Source organism: Halomonas sp. HK25, assembly GCF_047795635.1.
Taxonomy (GTDB): domain Bacteria; phylum Pseudomonadota; class Gammaproteobacteria; order Pseudomonadales; family Halomonadaceae; genus Halomonas.
This window is the reverse complement of sequence record NZ_CP181044.1, coordinates 4,026,470-4,044,688: the sequence shown is the minus strand read 5'-3', so window position 1 is coordinate 4,044,688 and position 18,219 is coordinate 4,026,470. Positions and strand designations below refer to the sequence as shown.

Below are 18,219 nucleotides of genomic sequence, written 5' to 3'. Positions count from 1 at the left end.
TGCTGCCGAGCGCCAATCACCCATTTATCGGAGGAGCCTCCTGATGGCCGTCGAGATTACGTCAAAGATCGTTTCCTACAGCGTCAAGAAGGCGGTGGAAGAGCCGCCGCTGGCCGAGGAGAATCCGCTCACGGTGCGCATTCCCTCGCGTCCCGAGGGCACCTTGGAAGCCGTGTCGGAAAAGATCTCCTACGTCGGCGCCGAGGGGCGAAAGAAGGTCTACCTGCTGGTCTCCTTCATGCCAGTGGAGGGCGTGCTCAACGGCAAGCGAGTGGTGATCGAGCGCCCGGTGGAGTTCTTCTTTCCCTCTGGCCAGCTCTCCAGCGAGCATCAGTGGATCACCGCAACCATGCGCAGCCTGTCGCTGGCCGCCCGCGGCGGCTACGTCACCCAGGCGGTGGCCGACCTGCGCAAGGTGGCCTGGGACAAGGGCCTGGTGCGCTGCGGCATGAACCGCTGGGGCAAGCCGATGTTCCACGACTCCGAGGTGGCGGCCATTGCCTGGTCGATTCAGCAGATCCTCTTCCGCCGCGGCTTCCTCGACCAGGACGGCAACCAGGTGCCGGTGGAGGAACTGGTAACCCGCTACGCCCAGCGCCAGGCCAGCGGCCACCTGTGGAAGCCGCCGACCCCCGAGGAGATCGAGCAGGCCGAGCGCAAGGCGCAGGATGCCGCCCATGCCAAGAGCGAAGGCCCCACCGTGGTGGGCCACTGCCCCGAGTGCAACGGCGAGCTGATCATGATGGACGGCTGCCCCACCTGCTACGCTGGCTGCGGCTGGTCCAAGTGCGGCTAGGCTAAAAGCGAGACACAAAAAAGGGCGCTCATGTAGAGCGCCCCCGTTTGGGAGGATTTTAGAGAAGAATCAAGGGCATAGTCTGCCAGCCCTTGATCTGGATCCCATTCCTACCTGTCTTTCCTTGGCAGGTTGCAGTGTAGGGATGGCGGTCTAGCTCGTCAATGGCAGAGAGCTAGAGGTATTCGTTATGAGTACATCGAAAGGCGACACCGTCGTCATCTACCGCCCCTTTATCACCGTGAAGGGAAAACGTATCTACGCTAGCCAAGTAGGCCTCAAGGTCTTCCGTCTTGAAATTCCACGAGACAAGTACAGAGGCTAGCTCTCAGGGGTCAGGCATGCAGCTTGGCCCCTTTTGCCGAATAAGCTCTGAGAAAGCACTTCTTTAGCTTTAGCGCCAAATCTTACAGCCTGACCCCGGTGCGCTCGGCGATCTCGAAGATCGGCGGATGCTCGCCCCGACCGGGGTAGTCGATCAGCAGGTCGATCTTCTGTTCGCCGATGGCCTGCTGAACCTGTAGCTGGAAAGCGATCTCGGAACGGATGATGTCCTCGATATTGGTCATATCGGTTGCAATCAGCAGGTCGATATCGCCGCCCCGTGCCTCGTCGTCGGCGCGGGAGCCGAAGAGAGTCACGCGCGCTCCGGGGCCGAAGCAGTCGCGGGCAGCCTGCCGGATAATGTGCTGCTGATAAGCTGTCAGCCGCATCATGCTCTCCTGATCGCTTTTCAATTACAGTAGCTTAGCATAGAGGGGCGGGGTTCAGACCCTCGGCCCGGATGTGGTCCATGCCGGGCCGGCCGTGCCAGTAGCCGTCGCAGATCTCGGCGTCGACCAGGGAGAGCGGGTCGGGGGCGTGAAGCTCGCCGCGGCGGGCGGCGTCGAAGGCCGCCACCACCTCGGCCATGCCCTCGGGGCGCGGGCTCAGGCGCGCCACGCCCACCCCCATCTCGGCCATGGCGGGCGCCTCGTGGCGCAGGTCCTGGCAGGCGCCGGAGAGGGTCTGGATGCCGTTCAGGGTGAACACCTGGGCCGCCTCCTGGGTGCGCAGTGCCAGGCCCTCGGGGTGCTTCTGGCAGACGAACTGGCAGCGGTCCTTGGGCTTCTGGTAGCGGCGTGCGGTGAAGCAGCGCGAGGACCAGGCCAGCGGCAGATGGCCGTAGGCGAACACCTCGCAGGGGGCCTCGAGCCCCTGTTCGCGGCAGTCGGCCAGCAGCCGCGCCAGGTCGTCCCGGGACATCTCCACCGGCGCCTGCCAGCGCTGCATGCCGGCCCGGGCCAGCACCGCCAGCGTCGCCGGGTTGTAGAGGTTCAGCGACGCGCCGGCGACGAAGGGCTGGCTCGCCGCCGAGAGGCGATGGAGGGCGCTCTGGTCGTTGGCCTCCACCAGGAACTCGCCGTTGTCGCACAGCCGGCGCAGGTCGCGCAGGTCTGCCTCGGACTCGATCAGCGTCTGGCTTGCGAGCACCACCTGCTTGCCGCTCTGGGCCAGCTCGCGGCCTAGCCCCAGCCAGTCGTCGAGCTTCATGTCCCGGCGCCGGGAACAGACCGACTCGCCGAGGTGGACGATGTCTACCGGCCAGTCGGCGGCCTCGCGATAGAAGTCGGCGTAGTGCTCGCGGGTCCAGTAGAAGAGCACCGGGCCCAGCGACAGCTGGAGCGTGGGGGTAGTGGACATGGAGGCTCTCCTATTTCCAGCGGCGCTCGTAGGCGCCCAGGGTGGTGGTGCTGCCTTCGGAGACCTCGCCGAGGCCGGTCATCCAGGCGGGTTCGGCGTGGAAGCGGCCCGGGGCACGCGCCAGGCGGTCCAGGGCCTGACGCCAGATGCCGGCGACCTTGGACACGTAGGCGGGGCTGCGCTGGCGACCCTCGATCTTGACCGCTGCGATGCCGAGCTCCTTGAGCTCCGGCAGCAGCTCCAGGGTGTTGAGGCTGGTGGGCTCCTCGATGGCGTGGTAGGTCTCGCCCCCCACCTCGAAGCGCCCCTTGCAGAGGGTGGGGTAGCCGGCGTTCTCGCCCTTGGCGTAGCGGTCGATCAGCACCCCGTTCAAGCGTGACTCCAGGCCCTGGGGGGTCTCCTCCCAGCGCACGTGGGCCGCCGGCGAACAGACGCCGCGGGTGTTGGGTGACTCGCCGGTGAGATAGGACGAGAGGTAGCAGCGCCCCTCGGCCATGATGCACAGGCTGCCGAAGGCGAAGACCTCCAGCTCTACTGGGCTCTGTTTCGCCAGGTCGCGCACCTGGGTGATCGAGAGCACCCGCGGCAGCACGGCGCGCTTGATGCCGAACTGGTCGTGGTAGAAGCGCAGCGCCTCGTGGCTCGTCGCCGAGCCCTGCACCGAGAGGTGGCGGGCGAGATCCGGGTGGCGGCGGGCGGCGTAGTCGAGCAGCCCCATGTCGGCCATGATCAGAGCGTCGACCCCGAGATCCGCGGCCTGGTCCACGGCGCGGGTCCACATGGCCCAGCCGTCCGGCTGCGGGTAGGTGTTGATGGCGCAGAAGACCCGCTTGCCGCGAGCATGGGCGTAGTCGATGCCCTCCCTGGCGCGTTTGTCGGTGAAGTTGAGACCGGGGAACTGGCGGGCGTTGGTGGTGTTCTGGAAGCCGAAGTAGACGGCATCGGCCCCTTCGTCCACGGCGCGCTTCAGGGCAGGCAGGTTGCCGGCGGGGCAGACGAGCTCCATGGTGAGCCTCCTGTGGTGGGAAACCCGACCATGCTAGTCGACTATCCCTGCCTGGCCCTTGACTGGCGTCATGGCAAGAAGGCATTGGTTGATGTCGCGGGTGACGTGATGCAGGTCATGCCGGAGTCATGAGGAAGACTCCCGACGAGGCTCTTGGCGCGCGGCTGGCCTAGTCTTGGTTCAGACATGCTCATCATGCGGTGTGGTCATGGACATTGAACGCCTCTTCGATGCGAGCTACGTGCGGGTACTGAGCCGGGAGGTCGACGGGCAGGCGTTCTTCGCGGCCTTCTATGAGCGCTTTCTCGCGGCCTCCCCGAAGGTGGCGGTGAAGTTTCGCCATACCGACATGGCGCGCCAGCGGGCCATGCTCAAGAAGGCCTTCTATCACCTGCTGGCGTTCTATGCCTCGAGCCATGCCGACTACTACCTGCAGGAGGTGGCGATCAGCCACAGTCGTGCGCACCTCGACATCGCCCCGCCGCTCTATGATCTCTGGCTCGAGGCCTTGATCGATACGGTTCGCGCCTTCGACGAGCAGTTCGATGCTGAGGTCGAGCTGGCCTGGCGGTTGGTGATGACACCGGGCATCGTCTTCATGACGTTCCATTACGATCGGGGTGACCATCCCGCCGGCTGAGCCCGCCACTCTGACCACCGAGCCCGGCACGCAGGGCCCCCCCGGGCGAGGCCCAGGGGGGATGCTATGGCTCCATCTGCTTGCCGGATCAGGAAGAAGTGGCCGGCCTCGCGTCGCAGAGCGGGCAGAAGTCGGCCTGTTCGCCATGGCCCAGGCGCAGCCCGGTGTGGTGATCGGCGATCTGCCGGTAGAGCCGCTGGAAGTCGGGGCTGCCTTCGGCGGGGCTGTTGAGCATGATCCGCGGCGGCATCGCATCCCGCTCCGCCGCCGGGATACAGCGCTCGATAAGCGGATAGACGTGCTGGTTCTCGCTATGCAGGTGGTGGTGGTAGAGCTCGCTGAAGGCGCGCGCCAGGTTGAGCCGGTTGGCGTCGAGCTCCTCTCCCGCTGCCTCGTCCGCCTGGTGGCGAAACGCCGCCTCGAGCTCGCCCCCGTAGTTGGCGATGCGGCGATGCTCCTCGGTGAGCACCTCCAGCAGCTCGGCGCTCTGCGGATGACAGCTGGCCAGCTGCTCGAAGAGGGTTTCCTCCACCGGGTGGTGCCACTCCTCGGGCTGGCGGGTCAGGTAGTGGCATAGCCTGGCCAGCAGCCGGTAGTCGGGCAGCTCGTTGCAGGCCGCGATATGCAGCTGACGGTCGAGGATGCAGAGCAGCGCCGCGTAGCGGTAGTGGTCGGCGTGCAGGCGTTCCAGAACGATGGCTTTCATGGTGGCCTCCCCGACGCGTCGCCGGCAGGGCAACGACGCGTCGTGGTTGGGCGCCGCCTGGGAATCAGCCGGCGCGTTCGAAGAGCAGGTTGTTCTCCAGGTGGATGTGCTGCATCAGGTCCTCGCGGAACTCGCGCAGCCCGGTGTAGAGGGCGCGCCAGGTGGTGCAGGCGCCCTTGGGCGGGGTGATGTTGTCGGTCAGCGCCAAGACCTGCTCGAGGTTCTCGCCGTGGTCGTCATGCTCGTGGCGCATCACCGCGATGGGCCCCTGGGCTTGGGCGCCCAACCCCCGGCGCAGCATCGGGAAGAGGATCTGCTCCTCCTTCTGCATATGGCTCTCCATCTCCTGGTGGATGGTGGTGAGCAGGTCGGCCAGGCCGTTGGGGCAGGTGTCGCGCTCGCCGTGGACCTGCTCGACGCGACGGGCCATGCGAACCAGCTCGGGCAGCTGCTGGCGATGGACGTCGTGGTAACGAGTCAGGATATGGTCGATCAGCTCATCGTTGCTGGCCGCCCGCCAGTCGCGCTCGTCGCTGGCAACGGCCGGCAGCCCCTCGAGCTCGGCGACCAGGGCCTCGGGGGCCAGGCCGAGCCGCTCGGCGGCCTCGCGCAGGCTGATGCGTCCGCCGCAGCAGAAGTCGATGTTGTGATCCCGGAACACCCGGGTGGCGCCGGGCAGGGTCAGGGCGGTACGGCCGACGGTCTGTTCGATCAGGCTCATGGCAGGAACTCCTTGGGAGATGGGTCGCAGAGATGAGTAACACTCTTTTCTAGTAGCAAGTGGCGTGCCAGCTCACGGGAGTGCGTCATCAGGGGACTTGTCGGATTGGTAGTGAAAAATACCCGGATCGTTTAGGGTCAATAAAACCCTTTAAGGTAGAAATGACCATGCTCGATGAGACCCTGCTGGCGGATCTGGTTGCCGACCTGCCCAGCGCGGTGCGCCTGCAGCGCCTGGTGCGCACCCTGCGCGAGGGCTTTCGCTGCGGTGCCGTCTGCCTGCTGCGCCTGGAAGAGAACGCCCTGGTGCCGATGGCGGTGGACGGCCTGGTGCGTGAGGCGCTGGGGCGGCGCTTCGAGGTGGCCCATCATCCGCGCCTGGCCACCATCCTCGCCAGCCGGCGCACTACGCTGTTCCCGCCGGACGCCAGCCTGCCGGACCCCTACGATGGCCTGGTGGAGCAGCAGCCCGGCCAGCCGCTGCATGTCCACGACTGCATGGGGATCAGCTTGCACGTGGAGGGTGAGCCCTGGGGCGTGCTGACGCTGGATGCGCTGGAGGCGGGCACCTTCGATGCCGCCGACCGGACCGTACTGGAGCGCTATGCGCTGCTGATCGAGGCGGCGGTGCGGGTCAGCCGCCTGGAGCGGGACCTGCGCGCCCTGCGCATGGCCCGGCAGGACAGTGGCCTGCCGCTGTCGGCCCCCGAGGCGCGCGACATCCTCGGCCACAGCGCCGTATTGACGCGGCTGCTGCGCGAGCTGGACGTGGTGGCGGGCGCCGACCTGCCGGTGCTGCTCAGCGGTGAGACCGGGGTGGGCAAGGAGCTCTTCGCGCGCCGCCTTCACCGCCGCTCCGGACGCCGCGATGCCCCTCTTGTGCAGGTCAACTGCGCCGCGCTGCCCGAGTCGCTGGCCGAGAGCGAGCTGTTCGGCCATGTGAAGGGGGCCTTCTCCGGCGCCACCGCCGAGCGCGCCGGCCGCTTCGAGGCGGCCGACGGCGGCACCCTGTTCCTCGACGAGGTGGGCGAGCTGTCGCTGCCGATTCAGGCCAAGCTGCTGCGCGCCCTGCAGGAGGGCGAGGTACAGCGCCTGGGCGAGGACATCCCGCGCCGTGTCGACGTGCGCATCCTCGCCGCCACCAATCGGCGCCTGGCCGACGCCGTGCGCGATGGCAGCTTCCGCGCCGATCTCTACCATCGCCTGTCGGTCTATCCGGTGGCCATTCCGCCGCTGCGCGAGCGGGGCAGCGATATCCTGGTGCTGGCCGGCCACTTCCTGGAGATCAATCGGGTCCGTCTCGGGGTGCGCAGCCTACGGCTCTCGCCCGAGGCCGAGGAGGCGCTGCTGGGCTACGCCTGGCCGGGCAACGTGCGTGAGCTGGAGCATGTAGTCAGCCGCGCGGCGATCAAGGCGCTCAGCCGGGGTGCGCGGCGCGACGATATCATCACCCTGGTGCCCGAGTGGCTCGACCTGCCAGGCCTGGTGCAACAAAGAGGGGGAGGCGCTCTCGAAGACCCGGAGCGGGCAGAGGAACCCGTTCAGCCGACCCTGCGCGAGCGCGTGGAGCAGACCCAGCGCCGGGCGATTCGCGAGGCCTTGGACGCCTGTCAGGGGAGCTGGGCGGCGGCCGCCCGTCGCCTGGAGCTGGACCCCAGCAACCTGCACAAGCTGGCCCGCCGGCTGGGGCTGAAGTAGCGGTCGGTCACTGACGCGAGGCATGGGCAGCGTCGCGGTTTGACCGGGATCAGCCTCGCCTGAAATCGGCTGGCATATCACCTGCGGGCTTGCTAGATAGTAATCAATTACTATCTTTTTGAGGCACGAGCATGTCGCAACGCCAGCACCTCAGCGCCGAGGCACGCCGTGAACGCACCGTGGAAGCCGTCGTCGCCCTGTGTGGCCGAGCGGGTCATGGCGAGGGTTGGCGCCGCCGCCGAGGGCGTCGAGGATCCTCTGGAAGCGCTGGAGGCAATGTTTCTGGCCCATGTGGCCTTCATCGCCGAGCACCCCGGGGTGCCGCGCCTGCTGATGGGACAGCTGCAGCATCCACGCCCCACCCCGGCCAGTCGCACGGTGAAGGGGCTGCTGACGAACTATCGGCAGCGCCTGGCAGGCCGTGGCCAACGTCTCGGGCCGGGTGGTGGAGCGCCATCCGGCGCTGGAGAGCGGCACCCTGCTGCCCGAAGGCACCCTGCTGCTGGTCCTCGACCCGAGCCGCTATGAGCTGGCCGAGGTGGAGGCGCGCATCCCGTTCAGCATGATGCGGCGCCTGCTGAGCAGCGTGGCGCCGGCCGAGCTGCTGCCCGGCACCCTGGACCTGAGCGAGCGCATCGACCTGGATGCCATCGCTGCCGAGCTGTCGCTGGTCGGAGCGCCGGGGGTGGGCTGGGAGGGCAAGGTAGTGCACGTGGCCAGCGGTCTCGATCCGGCCACCCGCGCCGTGCGGGTGGTGGTCAGGGTCGAGGCGCCCTGGCGCGATGCGCGCCCCCCCGATCGACCGCCGCTGCAGCGCGACATGTATACCCGGGTGCGACTCTCGGCGCCGAGTCCCGAGGCCAAGCTGGTGGTGCCCGCGTCAGCGCTCCACCAGGGTGAGCTCTACCTGGCCGATGAGCAGGAGTGCCTGGTGCGACGCCCGGTCTCCGTGGCCTTCGAACAAGGGGGGCTGGCGGTGATCGAGGCGGGCCTGGCCGCGGGGGAGCGGATGGTGCTCGATGACCTGCAGCCGGCCATCGAGGGAAATGGCACTCTCCGTGCGCCGGGACGAGGCCTCCGAGGCGCGCCTGGCTGCCCGGGCCAGGGGTGACGCGTCGGCCGGAGAGCAGCCATGATCCGCTGGTTTGCCGCCCATCCCACCGCAGCGACCTGGTGGCGGCGGTGGCGGTTTCCGGCGACATGCCGTCCCGCCAGCTCGAGGAGTACGCCCTGCGCCTGGAGGAGCGCATCATGACCCTGCCCGGGGTGGCCCGGGTGGCGATCCACGGCATGTCCCAGCGCCAGTGGCAGGTGGAGGTGCCCCTGGAGGTGAGCAAGGCGCTGCGTGACGATGCCCTGACCGTCAAGGAGCAACTCGAGTCGCTGCTCGAGGCCGAGCGTCGGCGCTTCGACGGCGGCGTCTCGCTGACGCTGACCCAGGATGCGACCAGCATCGTCCGCGACCGCCTGCAGATGCTGGTGGGCAACGGCCTGATGGGCCTGGTGCTGGTGGTGCTGGTGATGAGCCTCTTCTTCCGCCCGCGGCTGGCCATCTGGGCGGTGCTGGGCCTGCCGGCCGCCTTCATGGGGCCTTCATCGTCATGGCCCTGACCGGGCTGTCGATGAACATGATCACCCTGGTGGCGCTGCTGATGTCCATTGGTATCGTCATGGATGACGCCATCGTGATCACCGACAACATCGCCGCCCACGCCGACGAGGGCGCCACGCCGCTGGGGGCGGTGGTGTCGGGCACCCGCCAGGTGCTGCCCGGGGTGCTCTCTTCCTTCCTGACCACGGTGGCGGTGTTCGCTCCGCTCTCCTTCCTGGCCGGCGTTCTGGATCCTGCCCCACCATCTCAAGGGCAGTCTCAAGGGCAGCGTGGGGAGGTTGGCCGACGGGCACGACTCACGCTTTCGGGCCGCCTTCGAGCGACGCTTCCCCAGTGCCCGGGAGGCCGGCCCCAATGTGGCCACCGTCATCGTCGACCTGCTGACCGCCGAGCGGCGCCGGGTGACCCTGGATGAACTGACCCCGCCTGGCGGGAGGCCATCGGCGAGGTCGAGGGACTGCAGTGGCTGATCATCCAGGAGCCCGGCTTCGGCCCCGCCGGGGTGCCGGTGGAGGTGCGCCTGGCCGGAGAGAACCTGGAGGCCATGAAGGCGGCGGCGCTGGAACTGGGTCACCGGCTCGACGGCTATGCGGCCGTCTACAATGTCATCGACGACCTGCGCCTGGGCAAGCCCCAGCTGACCTTCTCCATGGCCGAGGGCGCCCATGGCCTGGGGCTCTCCGCCGACGAGGTGGCCGGCCAGCTACGAGCGGCGCTGCTGGGGGAGATCGCCGATACCCAGCGCATCGGCGATCAGGAAATCGAGGTGCTGATTCGCCAGGCCGAGGAGGATCGGAGCTCCCTCGACGCCCTGGCCGATATGACCATCGCCCTGCCGGACGGGCGCCGGGTGCCCCTGGAGGTGGTGGCCAACGCCCGGGAGCGGCGCGAATGGGCGCGTATTACCCGTATCGACGGGCAGCGTAACGTCACCGTGGAGGCCAACGTGGATGCGCGCCAGGCCAGCGGCCAGGCCATCGTCGACGACCTCGTCGGCAGCGGCTGGCTGGTGGACTTCCGCGGGCGTCACCCCGGCGTGGCGGCCGCCGGCCAGGCCAGCCGCGACCGGCTGCGCGCCATCCTGATCTCGTCCACCACCACCATCGCCGGGCTGCTGCCGCTGCTGGCCGAGACCAGCACCCAGGCGGCGGCTATCAAGCCGCTGGTGATCTCGGTGGTGTTCGGCCTGCTCAGCGCCACCTTGCTGGTGCTGCTGGTGATTCCGGCGCTCTATGTGCTGTTCGATGACTGGGGGTGGATACGCCAGGCACCGCCGGCGCTGCCGTATCGCCGGACAGCGGAGTGAGTTCGTCCTTGACGAAGCGGTGCCAGCATCTAGCCTTAAGATGCATTATAAATACATCTTAATAGGCGAGGCTGCCATGCCGGCCTCCCATCAACCCGCATCAGGAGCCAGCCATGCCATTCACTCAACGACAGCTTTCCTTGGCGAGGAGTGCCAGAGCCGCCATTCTGGGCGTATGTCTTCTGATGGGCGCGGTCGCGGCCTCGGCTGATGATCACGAAGCGACTGATATCTGGCTGCCGAGCCTGATCACCGAGACGCCCCAGGAGGGCTTTGCCCTGGCGGTGACGCTTTCCCAGAAGGGGGTGGCCGCTACCCAGCCGGATGCCGAAGTCCGCCGGGCGAAGCGAGCCGAGTATCACGATGTGCCCGACAGCCTGATCGCGGCCTCCCACGTGATCGCCACGCACTTCCAGACCGTTGCCGCGGCCAACCACTACTGGCGCGAGTAACGGTAGTCGGCCATGGCCAACCAGGGACCCGCTCATGATCAAGGTACGACTCTATCGCTACCATCCCGAGCAGGACGACATGCCGCGGATGGAGACCCTGGAGGTCGAGGAACGCTTCCGCAGGGCCATGGTGCTGGACGTTCTCGAGCACCTCAAACAGCAGGATGCCACCCTGGCCTACCGGCGCTCCTGCCGTGAGGGGGTGTGCGGCTCCGACGGCATGAGCATCAACGGCAAGAACGGCCTGGCCTGCGTGACCTCGGTGGAAGAGGTGCTGGGTGGCGACGATACCCTGACGCTGCGCCCGCTGCCGGGCATGCCGGTGATCCGCGACCTGGTGGTAGACCAGCGCCTGTTCTTCCGCCAGTTCGAGAAGATTCGCCCCTGGCTGATCAACGATGATCCGCCCACCGCCATCGAGCGACGGCAGAGCCCCGAGGATCGCGAGAAGCTCGATGGCCTCTACGAGTGCATCCTCTGCGCCTGCTGCAGCTCGGCCTGCCCCTCCTGGTGGTGGAACCCCGACAAGTACATCGGCCCGGCCGGCCTGATCCAGGCCTACCGCTTCCTGATCGACAGCCGCGACACCGCCACCGACGAACGCCTGGCGGCCCTCGATGATCCCTTCAGCGTGTTCCGCTGTCGGCAGATCGCCAACTGCACCTGGGTATGCCCCAAGGGGCTCAATCCCATGCGCGCCATTGGCCATATCAAGGCGATGCTGCTGAAACGGGGCACCTGATACCAACCCATAGAGGAGGGTTGCCATGGCATTCCGACAAGTGAAGGATCTGCTGGAGTGGATCGTCGACTTCCATGAGCAGCTGGCCAAACAGTACGCCCATCTTGCCGACGAGCAGCTCGATGAGCGCATGAAGATGGCCCTGGTGTTCCTGGCCGACCGCGAGCGGCGCATGGGTCGGTCGATGGCTAGCTATATCGAAGATGCCGAGCCTAACCTGCTGAAAACCTGGTTGATCGACTCCCAGGATTTTGGCCACCCCGGTGTCTTGTCGCGCCTTCCTCGCTGCCTGGGTTGTCACGATGTCCAGGATATCCTCGCCAACGTATTGACGGCCCACCAGACCCTCAAGGACATGTATCGGTTGCGGGCCGAGTTGGCCCAGATACCGGAAGAGTCGGAGCTGTTCACACGTTTGGCGGAGAATCAGGAGGTAGAGGCACGCCTGCAGACTCGAGATATCGCCCGTCTGGAAATGTACTGACTCGGCGCTATCGAAAAGGCCCCGGCGTACTCCGCCGGGACCAACTTTCTGTCTGTCGAAGAGGCTCGCTGTCGAAGGAGCGAAATCAGGCCGCGTCGAGGGGGCGGGAGGGACCAAAGTGCTCGTAGTGGCGACGCTCGGCCGGCACGCCGAGCTCGGCCAGGGCGCGGTCCACTGCGGTCATGAAGCCCTGGGGGCCGACGTAGTAGCAGCGTGCTTTCTCGGGCAGCAGGCGCGCCAGCAGGTCGCGGTCGATCCTGCCGATATGGTCGGCGCCGTCGCCGCGTTCGTGTACGGTCACCGTCTGCAGCTGTTCCGGGTGGGCGTCGGCCAGGGCCGCCACCTCGTCGACGAAGGCGTGATGCTCGGCGTCCAGGGCAGCGTGCAGATAGATCACTCGACGACCCTGGGCCAGGGCCTGGCGGGCCAGGGGCAGCATCGGCGTCTGGCCCACCCCGCCCGAGGCCAGCAGCAGCGGCTCGTCGCCGTCGTACAGCGTCAGGTCGCCGGCCGGGGGGAGCAGCGCCAGTGTGTCGCCCATCACCATGGCATCGTGCAGGTAGCGGCTGGCGCGACCCTGGGGTTCGCGCTTGACCGAAATACGGTAATGCTTGCCGTTGGGCAGAGCCGAGAGGCTGTAGTGGCGGTAGACCGGTGCGCCGTCGAGGGTGAGGCGCACGCCGATGAACTGGCCGGGCGCGTGGTCTGCCACCTGCTCACCGTCCACGGGTGCCAGCACAAAGGAGCGGATCACCGCACTCTCCTGGTGGGTCTCGACGATGCGGAATTCGCGGGTGCCCCGCCAGCCGCCGGGACGCCGCTCGAACTCACGGTAGCGCTGCTCCTCCAACTCGATCAGCAGCCCCGCCAGTTCCTCGTAGAGGCCGCTCCAGGCCGCGGCGACCTCTGGCGTCACGGCGTCACCCAGCACCTCGCCGATGGCGGCCATCAGGCACTCGCCGACGATGGGGTACTGCTCGGGCCGGATGCCCAGTGAGATATGCTTGCCGACCACCGTGGCCAGGGCGCCGCGGGCCTGCTGGGGATCCTGGCGCAGCCCGACATAGGCCAGCACGGCGCCGGCCAGGGCCCTGGGTTGCCCGCCGTCGCGCTGGTGGGCCTCGTTGAACAGCGGCTTTACCTCCGGATAACGGGCGAACATCAGCGGATAGAAGCGCTGGGTGATGGCGTCGAGGTGCTCGGCTACCAGCGGGGCGGTGGCATCGATCAGTCGCTCATGGTCTCGATTGAGCAAGGTATTCTCCTTCGTCGGGGATGATGTTTTTAATATGCATGTAAAATACATCTTATCCGATGGCAGAGCTACCTTGTGCGTTGCTACAGGTTGTCGCAGGGATCAGTAGGCCCAGACGATCGCCATCAAGAGCCCCCAGGCCAGCACCCCTGCCGCCATGATGGTGTAGGTCGCCGACATGGTCACCACATCCTCGTCTGTTCGCCGGCAGAGGGCCTGAAGGCCGTGATAGATGAGGATGCAGGAGATGCCTAGTGCCACCAGTACTGCCAGGGCGTTGAGCAGCAGGCTGGGGATCAGCAGCATGATCGCCGAGGACCACAGCGGCAGCGGAGCCAGGGCGGCCAGCAGGTAAGCGTCGTGGTAGTCGATCGACAGCTCGCGGGTGCCGTTGACCACGGCGTGGATCAGCCAGCCCATCACGAAGAAGGTCAGGAGCTCCGCCAGGAACAGGATGGTGGTGATGAAGCGCCACTCCCGGTCGGCAAAGCCGGCGACGAACTCGTCCCCGTAGTGGGTGCCGGCGTAGTAGAGCAGTAGCGGTGGCAGTAGTGACATGGGCAGCACGATGGCCCAGGCCAGCAGCGGGATAGAGGGGTGGCGCTGCTGCAGCTCCTTCCAGCCCACGCTGCGGGTAAAGGGAAGGCGGACGACGGTGATCAGGTTCATGGCTCTTGTTCCCCTGTTCGGGTTGGCTCTCGGCGTGGCAAGCCGAGTTGAAAGTTGCGGGGCCGCATCGGGATACTTAATATCATGGTGTGATATTTGTGCCTTAACAGTTAGTGCCCGTCATTGCGCCTGTCAAGGCGAGTGACGGGACAGAGGGACCTTTTCATGGCCGAGGGTGAGCGGTTGATCAAGCAGGATTTCCAGCGGCTGTCGCACTTCCGCTATCAGCTGCGCTGTTTCCTGCGGCAGAGCGAGGACATCTGCCGTGAGCACGGGGTGACACCGCTGCAGTATCAACTGCTGCTGCATCTCAAGGGATTCGAGGGGCGCGAGTGGGCCACCGTGGGCGAGCTGGCCGAGCGTTTGCAGGCCAAGCACCACGGCACGGTGGCGCTGGTGGACCGCTGCGAGGACTCCGGCCTGGTGGTGAGGCACCCGGGGCGCGACGACGGGCGCCGGATCGAGGTGCACCTGCTGGTGAAGGGCGCCGAGCTGGCCGGGCGGATCGCCGAGAGGCACCAGCCGGAACTTCGCCATCTCCAGGAGGAGTTCCAACTGCCGGGGTGGCCACGGCTCCCCTGATCGCCTGGCCCGGGCGTGCGCTCGACGTCCGGGCCTGACTGCCGTTAAAGCCCGATGCGATGAGCCCGATGGGTGAAGAAGATCCCGCTGGGGGACTGGGCCGGCAGGCGAACCAGCTCCTCGAAGGTGCGGGTGTCGTAGACCACGACATGGCCGCTGTCCCGGGCGGAGATCCAGATATGTTCGCCCCGGGGCGTGAACTCCTTGTGCAGGATCGACTCGCCTGGCGAGAGAGTCTCGATCACTTCAAAGGTGCGGGTGTCGATCACCTGGACACGATCGTTGTCGGGGTGGGCGAAGGTGACCCACACCTGCTGCTCGTCGGGGCGACTCATCACGAAGATCGGCTGGCCGTGCACCTCGATGCGGTGAGTCAGTGACCAGTCGCGGGTGTCGGCCACCAGCACCTCGTTGCGGCCCACGGCGGGGAAGAAGGCCTGGTCGCCGGCCATGGCCCAGCCCTCCAGGTGAGGCATCTTGTAGACCGGCAGGCGCTCCTCGCCGCGGCCGTAGTCGGGCAGGATGCGCTGCACGCCGTTCTCCGGGTGCCAGAGGTCGAGCAGCGCCATGCCGTCCTCGCCGAACAGGCCGGCGATGTAGTAGCGGCCGTTGGCGGTGATCAGGGCGTCGTAGGGCATGCTGCCCACGTCGCGATACTTCGTCAGCTCGGGCTCATCCGTGGACATGTCCAGGGTCCAGATCTCGCCGGCCTCGAACAGGCTGAACACGAACAGGTTGCCGGGGGCATCCACCACGCCCACCACCTTGGCCTGGTCGGTGGTGCCATCGGCCTTCTCGTAGGTGGCCGGGACGTCGATGACCAACTCCATGGTCTCCACGTCGAAGACCTTCACACCGCCCGGCTCGTAGTTGCCCACCGCCACGTAGCGGCCGTCCTGGGAGATGGCGCCGCCGATGCTGTTGCCGCCCTGGATGATGCGCCCGTCGATCTCGCCGGTGAGCAGGTCGAGCCGGGTCAGGCCGCCGTCGCGGCCGAACACGAAGGCGTGGCGGGCATCACGAGTGAACTTCACCGAGGCGTGGGAGAGGTCGCCGAAGCCGTCGATGTGCTTGAGCACCCTCTTGTGGGTGGTGTCGACCAGGACCACGCTGCCGGTGGCTCGCTCGATCACCACGCCCAGGTCGCCGGTACCGCGAATCTCCAGGGCCGGCTCGGCCAGGGCGGGGCCGGCGGCAAGCAGCGACAGGGCGCCGGCGGCCAGCAGGGTCTTGAAGGGACGGGTCAACAGCATGGCGCTCTCCTCGGGGGGAATTCAGTCGGTCAGGGTTTTCAGGCGGTTGTCGGTCTGCAGGTGCTCGGCGATCCAGCGTGCCTCTTCCTCGCTGAGCAGCGCCTCCCAGCCGGGCATGGCGGTGCCGGGAATGCCGTGGCGGATGATGTGCGTGAGCGCATCGGGGCTCAGGGTCTGCATGCGGTCCCGGGGTAGTGCGGGGCCCAGGCCGCCGCGCAGGGTCATGCCGTGGCAGGAGCCGCAGTCCTGGTAGAGCAGGGTCTCCAGGCGCTCGGCATCCACCGCCGGCGCCTGGCTATCGGCCTCCGCCAGGGCCGGCTGGGACAGCAGCCAGGCCAGGCCGATAAGCAGCAAGGGTAGGACTCTCTTGGGCATGTCGGGCTCGCAGGAGGTAAGGGTAACGGATACCCGAGTCTCGTCGTCCGGGCGTCGGTCTGCGTTGATGAATATCAAGCCGCGGGGCAGTTGCGAAGGGCACGGGCATATAAAAGGGCATTCCGCATGCCTCTTTTGACTTGCGTCAACCACCGCGGAGTTCTCCGCTTGCGGGGGCCGGGCTGCAGGTAAGATGCTCATGAAATGCATCTTGATGCACCGAGAGGAGCGCCATGGTCACACTCGACCCCCTGGATCGCCGGCTGATCGACGCCTACCAGCGCGGCCTGCCCGTCTGCGAGCGGCCCTTCGCCGCCATGGCGGCGCGCCTGGGCAGCAGCGAGGCGGAGGTGCTCGAGCGCCTGGCGCGGCTGGAACGTCTCGAGGTGCTCAGCCGGGTGGGGCCGGTCTTCGACCATGCCCGGGCCGGTGCCAGCCTGCTGGCCGCGGTGGCGGTTCCCGAAGCACAGCGAGACGCGGTGGCGAAGGTGATCAACCGTGCCCCGGGGGTGAACCACAACTATCTACGCGAGCACGACTTCAACCTCTGGTTCGTGATGACCGCGCCGGACGAAGCCGTCCTCGAGGCCCGCCTCGACGCCCTGGAGGCGGAACTGGGACGCAATATCCTGCGCCTGCCGATGCTCGAGGGGTTCCATATCGACCTCGGCTTCCCGATCCCCTGGGATGAACTGGAGGCGCCATGAACGCCAGACAGCCTGCTCCCATTAGCCTCGAGCCCCTCGCCGAGCGCCGCCTGCGCGCCCTGGTCGAGCAGGGGCTGCCGTTGGTGCCGCGTCCCTGGCAGGCGCTGGCCGAGCAGTGCGGCCTGCCGGAGGAAACGGTGATGGCCTGCATGCGCCGCTGGCAGGCGGAGGGGCTGGTCAAGCGACTCGGCCTGGTGGTGCGCCATCGCCCGCTGGGCATCACCGCCAACGCCATGGTGGTGTGGGACGTGCCCGACGCCGATGTGGCCGACCTGGGTCGGCGTCTGGCTGCCGAGCCCGCCGTTACCCTCTGCTATCGCCGCCCGCGGCGCCTGCCCGACTGGCCCTACAACCTGTTCTGCATGATCCACGGCACCCGCCGCGAGCGGGTGCTGGCCACCCTCGACGAGATCGTCGAGCGCCTGGCGCTGCAGGCCATTCCCCACCGCGTGCTGTTCAGCCTCAAGGCCTACCGCCAGCACGGCGGCCGCTATACCGCCGAGGAGCGCCCATGACCGCCATGCCCGCCCGCCAGATCCCGGCGGCTGCCACGCCGGCCGCCGAGCTGGACGCCGCCGACCGCCGCCTGATCAACCGCCTGCAGGACGGCCTGCCGCTGGTGGAGGCACCCTATGCCGCCGTGGCCGCGGAGCTCGACCTCTCCGAGGGCGAGCTGCTCTATCGCCTGGAGCGGCTGCTGGAGACGGGGGTGCTCAGTCGCTTCGGGCCCATGTACCACGCCGAGCGCCTCGGCGGTGGCCTGACCCTGGCCGCCCTGGCGGTGCCCGAGGACGATTTCGAGCGGATCTGCGCGGCGGTCAACGCCTTCCCCGAGGTGGCCCACAACTATCGCCGCGAGCACCGCCTCAACATGTGGTTCGTGCTGGCCACCGAGACCCCAAAACGCATCGGCGAGGTGATCGCCGAGATCGAGGCCACCACCGGCCTGCCCGTCTTCAACATGCCCAAGCAGGAGGAATTCCATGTCCGTCTCCACCTGCCCGTCTGAGCGCCACGCCACCCTGGACGACACCGATCGCGCCATCGTGCTGGCCACCCAGGCCGGGCTGCCGCTGGTGCCCGATCCCTGGGGAGCGGTGGGCCGGCCGCTGGGGCTCAGCGGCGAGGAGGTGCGCCTCCGCCTGGTGCGCATGCAGGAGTCGGGCATCGTGCGCCGCGTCGCCGCGGTGCCCAACCACTATCGGCTCGGCTACGTGGCCAATGGCATGACGGTGTGGGATGTGGACGACGCCCGTATCGACCGCCTGGGCCGCGAGGTGGCGAGTCTGCCCGGTGTCAGCCACTGCTATCGCCGCCCGCGCCACCTTCCCGAGTGGCCCTACAACCTGTTTGCCATGCTCCACGGCCACACCCGGGAGGAGGTCGAGCGCCAGGCCGAGGAGCTGAGCGCGCTGCTCGGTGAGGCCTGCCGCGACCACCGCATCCTCTACAGTTCGCGCATTCTCAAGAAGACCGGCCTGCGACTGGCCGGCCGACCCGGTGCCGGGCGTCAGCCCGAGCCCAGGAGGTAAG

At 67.5% G+C, this 18,219-nt stretch carries 25 protein-coding genes; 16 read left to right on the top strand and 9 right to left on the bottom strand.

Annotated features, from left to right (window positions below):
- Positions 1-43: 43 nt before the first annotated feature.
- Positions 44-796: a ribonucleoside-diphosphate reductase gene (locus ACM26W_RS18995; RefSeq protein ID WP_416138519.1), complete on the top strand. Its 753-nt coding sequence runs from the start codon at positions 44-46 to the stop codon at positions 794-796.
- 407 nt (positions 797-1,203) lie between these two features.
- Here ACM26W_RS18995 and ACM26W_RS18990 read toward each other — a convergent pair whose 3' ends face one another.
- The 3 genes from ACM26W_RS18990 to ubiU are packed head-to-tail and all read right to left on the bottom strand — an operon-like array spanning position 1,204 to position 3,485.
- On the bottom strand, positions 1,204-1,512 hold the full coding sequence (locus tag ACM26W_RS18990; RefSeq protein ID WP_416138518.1) for a nucleotidyltransferase domain-containing protein: 309 nt from the start codon (positions 1,510-1,512) through the stop codon (positions 1,204-1,206).
- A 31-nt stretch (positions 1,513-1,543) separates the two neighbouring features.
- Positions 1,544-2,479, bottom strand: coding sequence for a U32 family peptidase (locus tag ACM26W_RS18985; RefSeq protein ID WP_416138517.1), 936 nt, complete (start codon positions 2,477-2,479; stop codon positions 1,544-1,546).
- A gap of 10 nt (positions 2,480-2,489) precedes the next feature.
- Positions 2,490-3,485 carry a ubiquinone anaerobic biosynthesis protein UbiU gene (gene ubiU, locus ACM26W_RS18980; protein ID WP_416138516.1) on the bottom strand — a complete coding sequence of 332 codons (996 nt, stop codon included), beginning with the start codon at positions 3,483-3,485 and terminating at the stop codon, positions 2,490-2,492.
- 208 nt (positions 3,486-3,693) lie between these two features.
- Here ubiU and ACM26W_RS18975 point away from each other — a divergent pair, with 208 nt between their 5' ends.
- On the top strand, positions 3,694-4,125 hold the full coding sequence (locus ACM26W_RS18975) for a globin (protein ID WP_416138515.1): 432 nt from the start codon (positions 3,694-3,696) through the stop codon (positions 4,123-4,125).
- 88 nt (positions 4,126-4,213) lie between these two features.
- Here the strand turns inward: ACM26W_RS18975 and ACM26W_RS18970 are convergent, their stop codons facing one another.
- Both ACM26W_RS18970 and ytfE read right to left on the bottom strand, forming a co-directional pair.
- Complete coding sequence (locus ACM26W_RS18970) at positions 4,214-4,831, bottom strand: hemerythrin domain-containing protein (protein WP_416138514.1); 618 nt, start codon at positions 4,829-4,831, stop codon at positions 4,214-4,216.
- 64 nt (positions 4,832-4,895) lie between these two features.
- On the bottom strand, positions 4,896-5,552 hold the full coding sequence (ytfE, locus tag ACM26W_RS18965; RefSeq protein ID WP_416138513.1) for an iron-sulfur cluster repair protein YtfE: 657 nt from the start codon (positions 5,550-5,552) through the stop codon (positions 4,896-4,898).
- Between the two features lie 167 nt (positions 5,553-5,719).
- Here ytfE and norR point away from each other — a divergent pair, with 167 nt between their 5' ends.
- The 9 genes from norR to ACM26W_RS18920 all read left to right on the top strand — a co-directional run bounded on the left by norR (position 5,720) and on the right by ACM26W_RS18920 (position 11,845).
- The gene (gene norR / locus ACM26W_RS18960; RefSeq protein ID WP_416138512.1) at positions 5,720-7,249 is read left to right on the top strand and encodes a nitric oxide reductase transcriptional regulator NorR; all 1,530 of its coding nucleotides are present in this window, start codon (positions 5,720-5,722) and stop codon (positions 7,247-7,249) included.
- Between the two features lie 168 nt (positions 7,250-7,417).
- Positions 7,418-7,777, top strand: a complete 360-nt coding sequence (locus ACM26W_RS18955; protein WP_416138511.1) for a hypothetical protein — start codon at positions 7,418-7,420, stop codon at positions 7,775-7,777.
- The gene (locus ACM26W_RS18950; protein WP_416138510.1) at positions 7,671-8,360 is read left to right on the top strand and encodes a hypothetical protein; all 690 of its coding nucleotides are present in this window, start codon (positions 7,671-7,673) and stop codon (positions 8,358-8,360) included. The genes ACM26W_RS18955 and ACM26W_RS18950 overlap by 107 nt, the downstream gene beginning before the upstream one ends.
- Entirely contained in the window at positions 8,357-8,860 is a 504-nt protein-coding gene (locus ACM26W_RS18945) for an efflux RND transporter permease subunit (protein ID WP_416138509.1), read from the top strand. The genes ACM26W_RS18950 and ACM26W_RS18945 overlap by 4 nt, the downstream gene beginning before the upstream one ends.
- Complete coding sequence (locus ACM26W_RS18940) at positions 8,851-9,276, top strand: efflux RND transporter permease subunit (RefSeq protein WP_416138508.1); 426 nt, start codon at positions 8,851-8,853, stop codon at positions 9,274-9,276. Before ACM26W_RS18945 ends, ACM26W_RS18940 begins: the two co-directional genes overlap by 10 nt.
- A gap of 99 nt (positions 9,277-9,375) precedes the next feature.
- The gene (locus ACM26W_RS18935; protein ID WP_416138507.1) at positions 9,376-10,167 is read left to right on the top strand and encodes an efflux RND transporter permease subunit; all 792 of its coding nucleotides are present in this window, start codon (positions 9,376-9,378) and stop codon (positions 10,165-10,167) included.
- A gap of 113 nt (positions 10,168-10,280) precedes the next feature.
- Positions 10,281-10,619 carry a hexameric tyrosine-coordinated heme protein gene (locus ACM26W_RS18930; protein WP_416138506.1) on the top strand — a complete coding sequence of 113 codons (339 nt, stop codon included), beginning with the start codon at positions 10,281-10,283 and terminating at the stop codon, positions 10,617-10,619.
- A 37-nt stretch (positions 10,620-10,656) separates the two neighbouring features.
- Positions 10,657-11,361 carry a succinate dehydrogenase iron-sulfur subunit gene (locus ACM26W_RS18925; RefSeq protein WP_416140925.1) on the top strand — a complete coding sequence of 235 codons (705 nt, stop codon included), beginning with the start codon at positions 10,657-10,659 and terminating at the stop codon, positions 11,359-11,361.
- Positions 11,362-11,386: 25 nt separating this feature from the next.
- Positions 11,387-11,845, top strand: coding sequence for a 2-hydroxyacyl-CoA dehydratase (locus ACM26W_RS18920; RefSeq protein ID WP_416138505.1), 459 nt, complete (start codon positions 11,387-11,389; stop codon positions 11,843-11,845).
- Between the two features lie 85 nt (positions 11,846-11,930).
- Here ACM26W_RS18920 and ACM26W_RS18915 read toward each other — a convergent pair whose 3' ends face one another.
- Both ACM26W_RS18915 and ACM26W_RS18910 read right to left on the bottom strand, forming a co-directional pair.
- Positions 11,931-13,100, bottom strand: a complete 1,170-nt coding sequence (locus ACM26W_RS18915) for a globin domain-containing protein (RefSeq protein WP_416138504.1) — start codon at positions 13,098-13,100, stop codon at positions 11,931-11,933.
- A 102-nt stretch (positions 13,101-13,202) separates the two neighbouring features.
- Positions 13,203-13,769, bottom strand: a complete 567-nt coding sequence (locus ACM26W_RS18910) for a YIP1 family protein (protein ID WP_416138503.1) — start codon at positions 13,767-13,769, stop codon at positions 13,203-13,205.
- A 165-nt stretch (positions 13,770-13,934) separates the two neighbouring features.
- Between ACM26W_RS18910 and ACM26W_RS18905 the strand changes: the two genes are divergently transcribed.
- The gene (locus ACM26W_RS18905) at positions 13,935-14,351 is read left to right on the top strand and encodes a MarR family winged helix-turn-helix transcriptional regulator (protein ID WP_416138502.1); all 417 of its coding nucleotides are present in this window, start codon (positions 13,935-13,937) and stop codon (positions 14,349-14,351) included.
- Between the two features lie 44 nt (positions 14,352-14,395).
- Here the strand turns inward: ACM26W_RS18905 and ACM26W_RS18900 are convergent, their stop codons facing one another.
- A complete protein-coding gene (locus ACM26W_RS18900) occupies positions 14,396-15,604 on the bottom strand; it encodes a cytochrome D1 domain-containing protein (RefSeq protein WP_416138501.1) in 1,209 nt (402 codons plus the stop codon).
- Between the two features lie 21 nt (positions 15,605-15,625).
- Positions 15,626-15,979 (bottom strand): c-type cytochrome, encoded by a 354-nt coding sequence (locus ACM26W_RS18895; RefSeq protein WP_416138500.1) that lies wholly within the window; start codon positions 15,977-15,979, stop codon positions 15,626-15,628.
- Between the two features lie 233 nt (positions 15,980-16,212).
- On the opposite strand from ACM26W_RS18895, the gene ACM26W_RS18890 reads away from it, so the two are divergent.
- Genes ACM26W_RS18890 through ACM26W_RS18875 form a run of 4 tightly spaced genes read left to right on the top strand, consistent with a single transcriptional unit; the run spans position 16,213 to position 18,218 of the window.
- Positions 16,213-16,686 carry an AsnC family transcriptional regulator gene (locus ACM26W_RS18890; RefSeq protein ID WP_416138499.1) on the top strand — a complete coding sequence of 158 codons (474 nt, stop codon included), beginning with the start codon at positions 16,213-16,215 and terminating at the stop codon, positions 16,684-16,686.
- Positions 16,683-17,201 (top strand): AsnC family protein, encoded by a 519-nt coding sequence (locus tag ACM26W_RS18885; RefSeq protein WP_416138498.1) that lies wholly within the window; start codon positions 16,683-16,685, stop codon positions 17,199-17,201. The genes ACM26W_RS18890 and ACM26W_RS18885 overlap by 4 nt, the downstream gene beginning before the upstream one ends.
- Positions 17,198-17,695, top strand: coding sequence for an AsnC family transcriptional regulator (locus tag ACM26W_RS18880; protein WP_416138497.1), 498 nt, complete (start codon positions 17,198-17,200; stop codon positions 17,693-17,695). Before ACM26W_RS18885 ends, ACM26W_RS18880 begins: the two co-directional genes overlap by 4 nt.
- Positions 17,670-18,218, top strand: coding sequence for an Lrp/AsnC family transcriptional regulator (locus ACM26W_RS18875; RefSeq protein WP_416138496.1), 549 nt, complete (start codon positions 17,670-17,672; stop codon positions 18,216-18,218). Before ACM26W_RS18880 ends, ACM26W_RS18875 begins: the two co-directional genes overlap by 26 nt.
- Position 18,219: the final 1 nt, after the last annotated feature.

What these genes read in the sequence shown, in the direction of transcription:
- ACM26W_RS18995 (WP_416138519.1), top strand. Translation starts at nt 44, where the DNA reads ATGGCCGTCGAGATTACGTCAAAGATCGTTTCCTACAGCGTCAAGAAG.
- ACM26W_RS18990 (WP_416138518.1), bottom strand. Translation starts at nt 1,512, where the DNA reads ATGATGCGGCTGACAGCTTATCAGCAGCACATTATCCGGCAGGCTGCC.
- ACM26W_RS18985 (WP_416138517.1), bottom strand. Translation starts at nt 2,479, where the DNA reads ATGTCCACTACCCCCACGCTCCAGCTGTCGCTGGGCCCGGTGCTCTTC.
- ubiU (WP_416138516.1), bottom strand. Translation starts at nt 3,485, where the DNA reads ATGGAGCTCGTCTGCCCCGCCGGCAACCTGCCTGCCCTGAAGCGCGCC.
- ACM26W_RS18975 (WP_416138515.1), top strand. Translation starts at nt 3,694, where the DNA reads ATGGACATTGAACGCCTCTTCGATGCGAGCTACGTGCGGGTACTGAGC.
- ACM26W_RS18970 (WP_416138514.1), bottom strand. Translation starts at nt 4,831, where the DNA reads ATGAAAGCCATCGTTCTGGAACGCCTGCACGCCGACCACTACCGCTAC.
- ytfE (WP_416138513.1), bottom strand. Translation starts at nt 5,552, where the DNA reads ATGAGCCTGATCGAACAGACCGTCGGCCGTACCGCCCTGACCCTGCCC.
- norR (WP_416138512.1), top strand. Translation starts at nt 5,720, where the DNA reads ATGCTCGATGAGACCCTGCTGGCGGATCTGGTTGCCGACCTGCCCAGC.
- ACM26W_RS18940 (WP_416138508.1), top strand. Translation starts at nt 8,851, where the DNA reads ATGGCCCTGACCGGGCTGTCGATGAACATGATCACCCTGGTGGCGCTG.
- ACM26W_RS18930 (WP_416138506.1), top strand. Translation starts at nt 10,281, where the DNA reads ATGCCATTCACTCAACGACAGCTTTCCTTGGCGAGGAGTGCCAGAGCC.
- ACM26W_RS18920 (WP_416138505.1), top strand. Translation starts at nt 11,387, where the DNA reads ATGGCATTCCGACAAGTGAAGGATCTGCTGGAGTGGATCGTCGACTTC.
- ACM26W_RS18910 (WP_416138503.1), bottom strand. Translation starts at nt 13,769, where the DNA reads ATGAACCTGATCACCGTCGTCCGCCTTCCCTTTACCCGCAGCGTGGGC.
- ACM26W_RS18905 (WP_416138502.1), top strand. Translation starts at nt 13,935, where the DNA reads ATGGCCGAGGGTGAGCGGTTGATCAAGCAGGATTTCCAGCGGCTGTCG.
- ACM26W_RS18900 (WP_416138501.1), bottom strand. Translation starts at nt 15,604, where the DNA reads ATGCTGTTGACCCGTCCCTTCAAGACCCTGCTGGCCGCCGGCGCCCTG.
- ACM26W_RS18895 (WP_416138500.1), bottom strand. Translation starts at nt 15,979, where the DNA reads ATGCCCAAGAGAGTCCTACCCTTGCTGCTTATCGGCCTGGCCTGGCTG.
- ACM26W_RS18890 (WP_416138499.1), top strand. Translation starts at nt 16,213, where the DNA reads ATGGTCACACTCGACCCCCTGGATCGCCGGCTGATCGACGCCTACCAG.
- ACM26W_RS18885 (WP_416138498.1), top strand. Translation starts at nt 16,683, where the DNA reads ATGAACGCCAGACAGCCTGCTCCCATTAGCCTCGAGCCCCTCGCCGAG.
- ACM26W_RS18880 (WP_416138497.1), top strand. Translation starts at nt 17,198, where the DNA reads ATGACCGCCATGCCCGCCCGCCAGATCCCGGCGGCTGCCACGCCGGCC.
- ACM26W_RS18875 (WP_416138496.1), top strand. Translation starts at nt 17,670, where the DNA reads ATGTCCGTCTCCACCTGCCCGTCTGAGCGCCACGCCACCCTGGACGAC.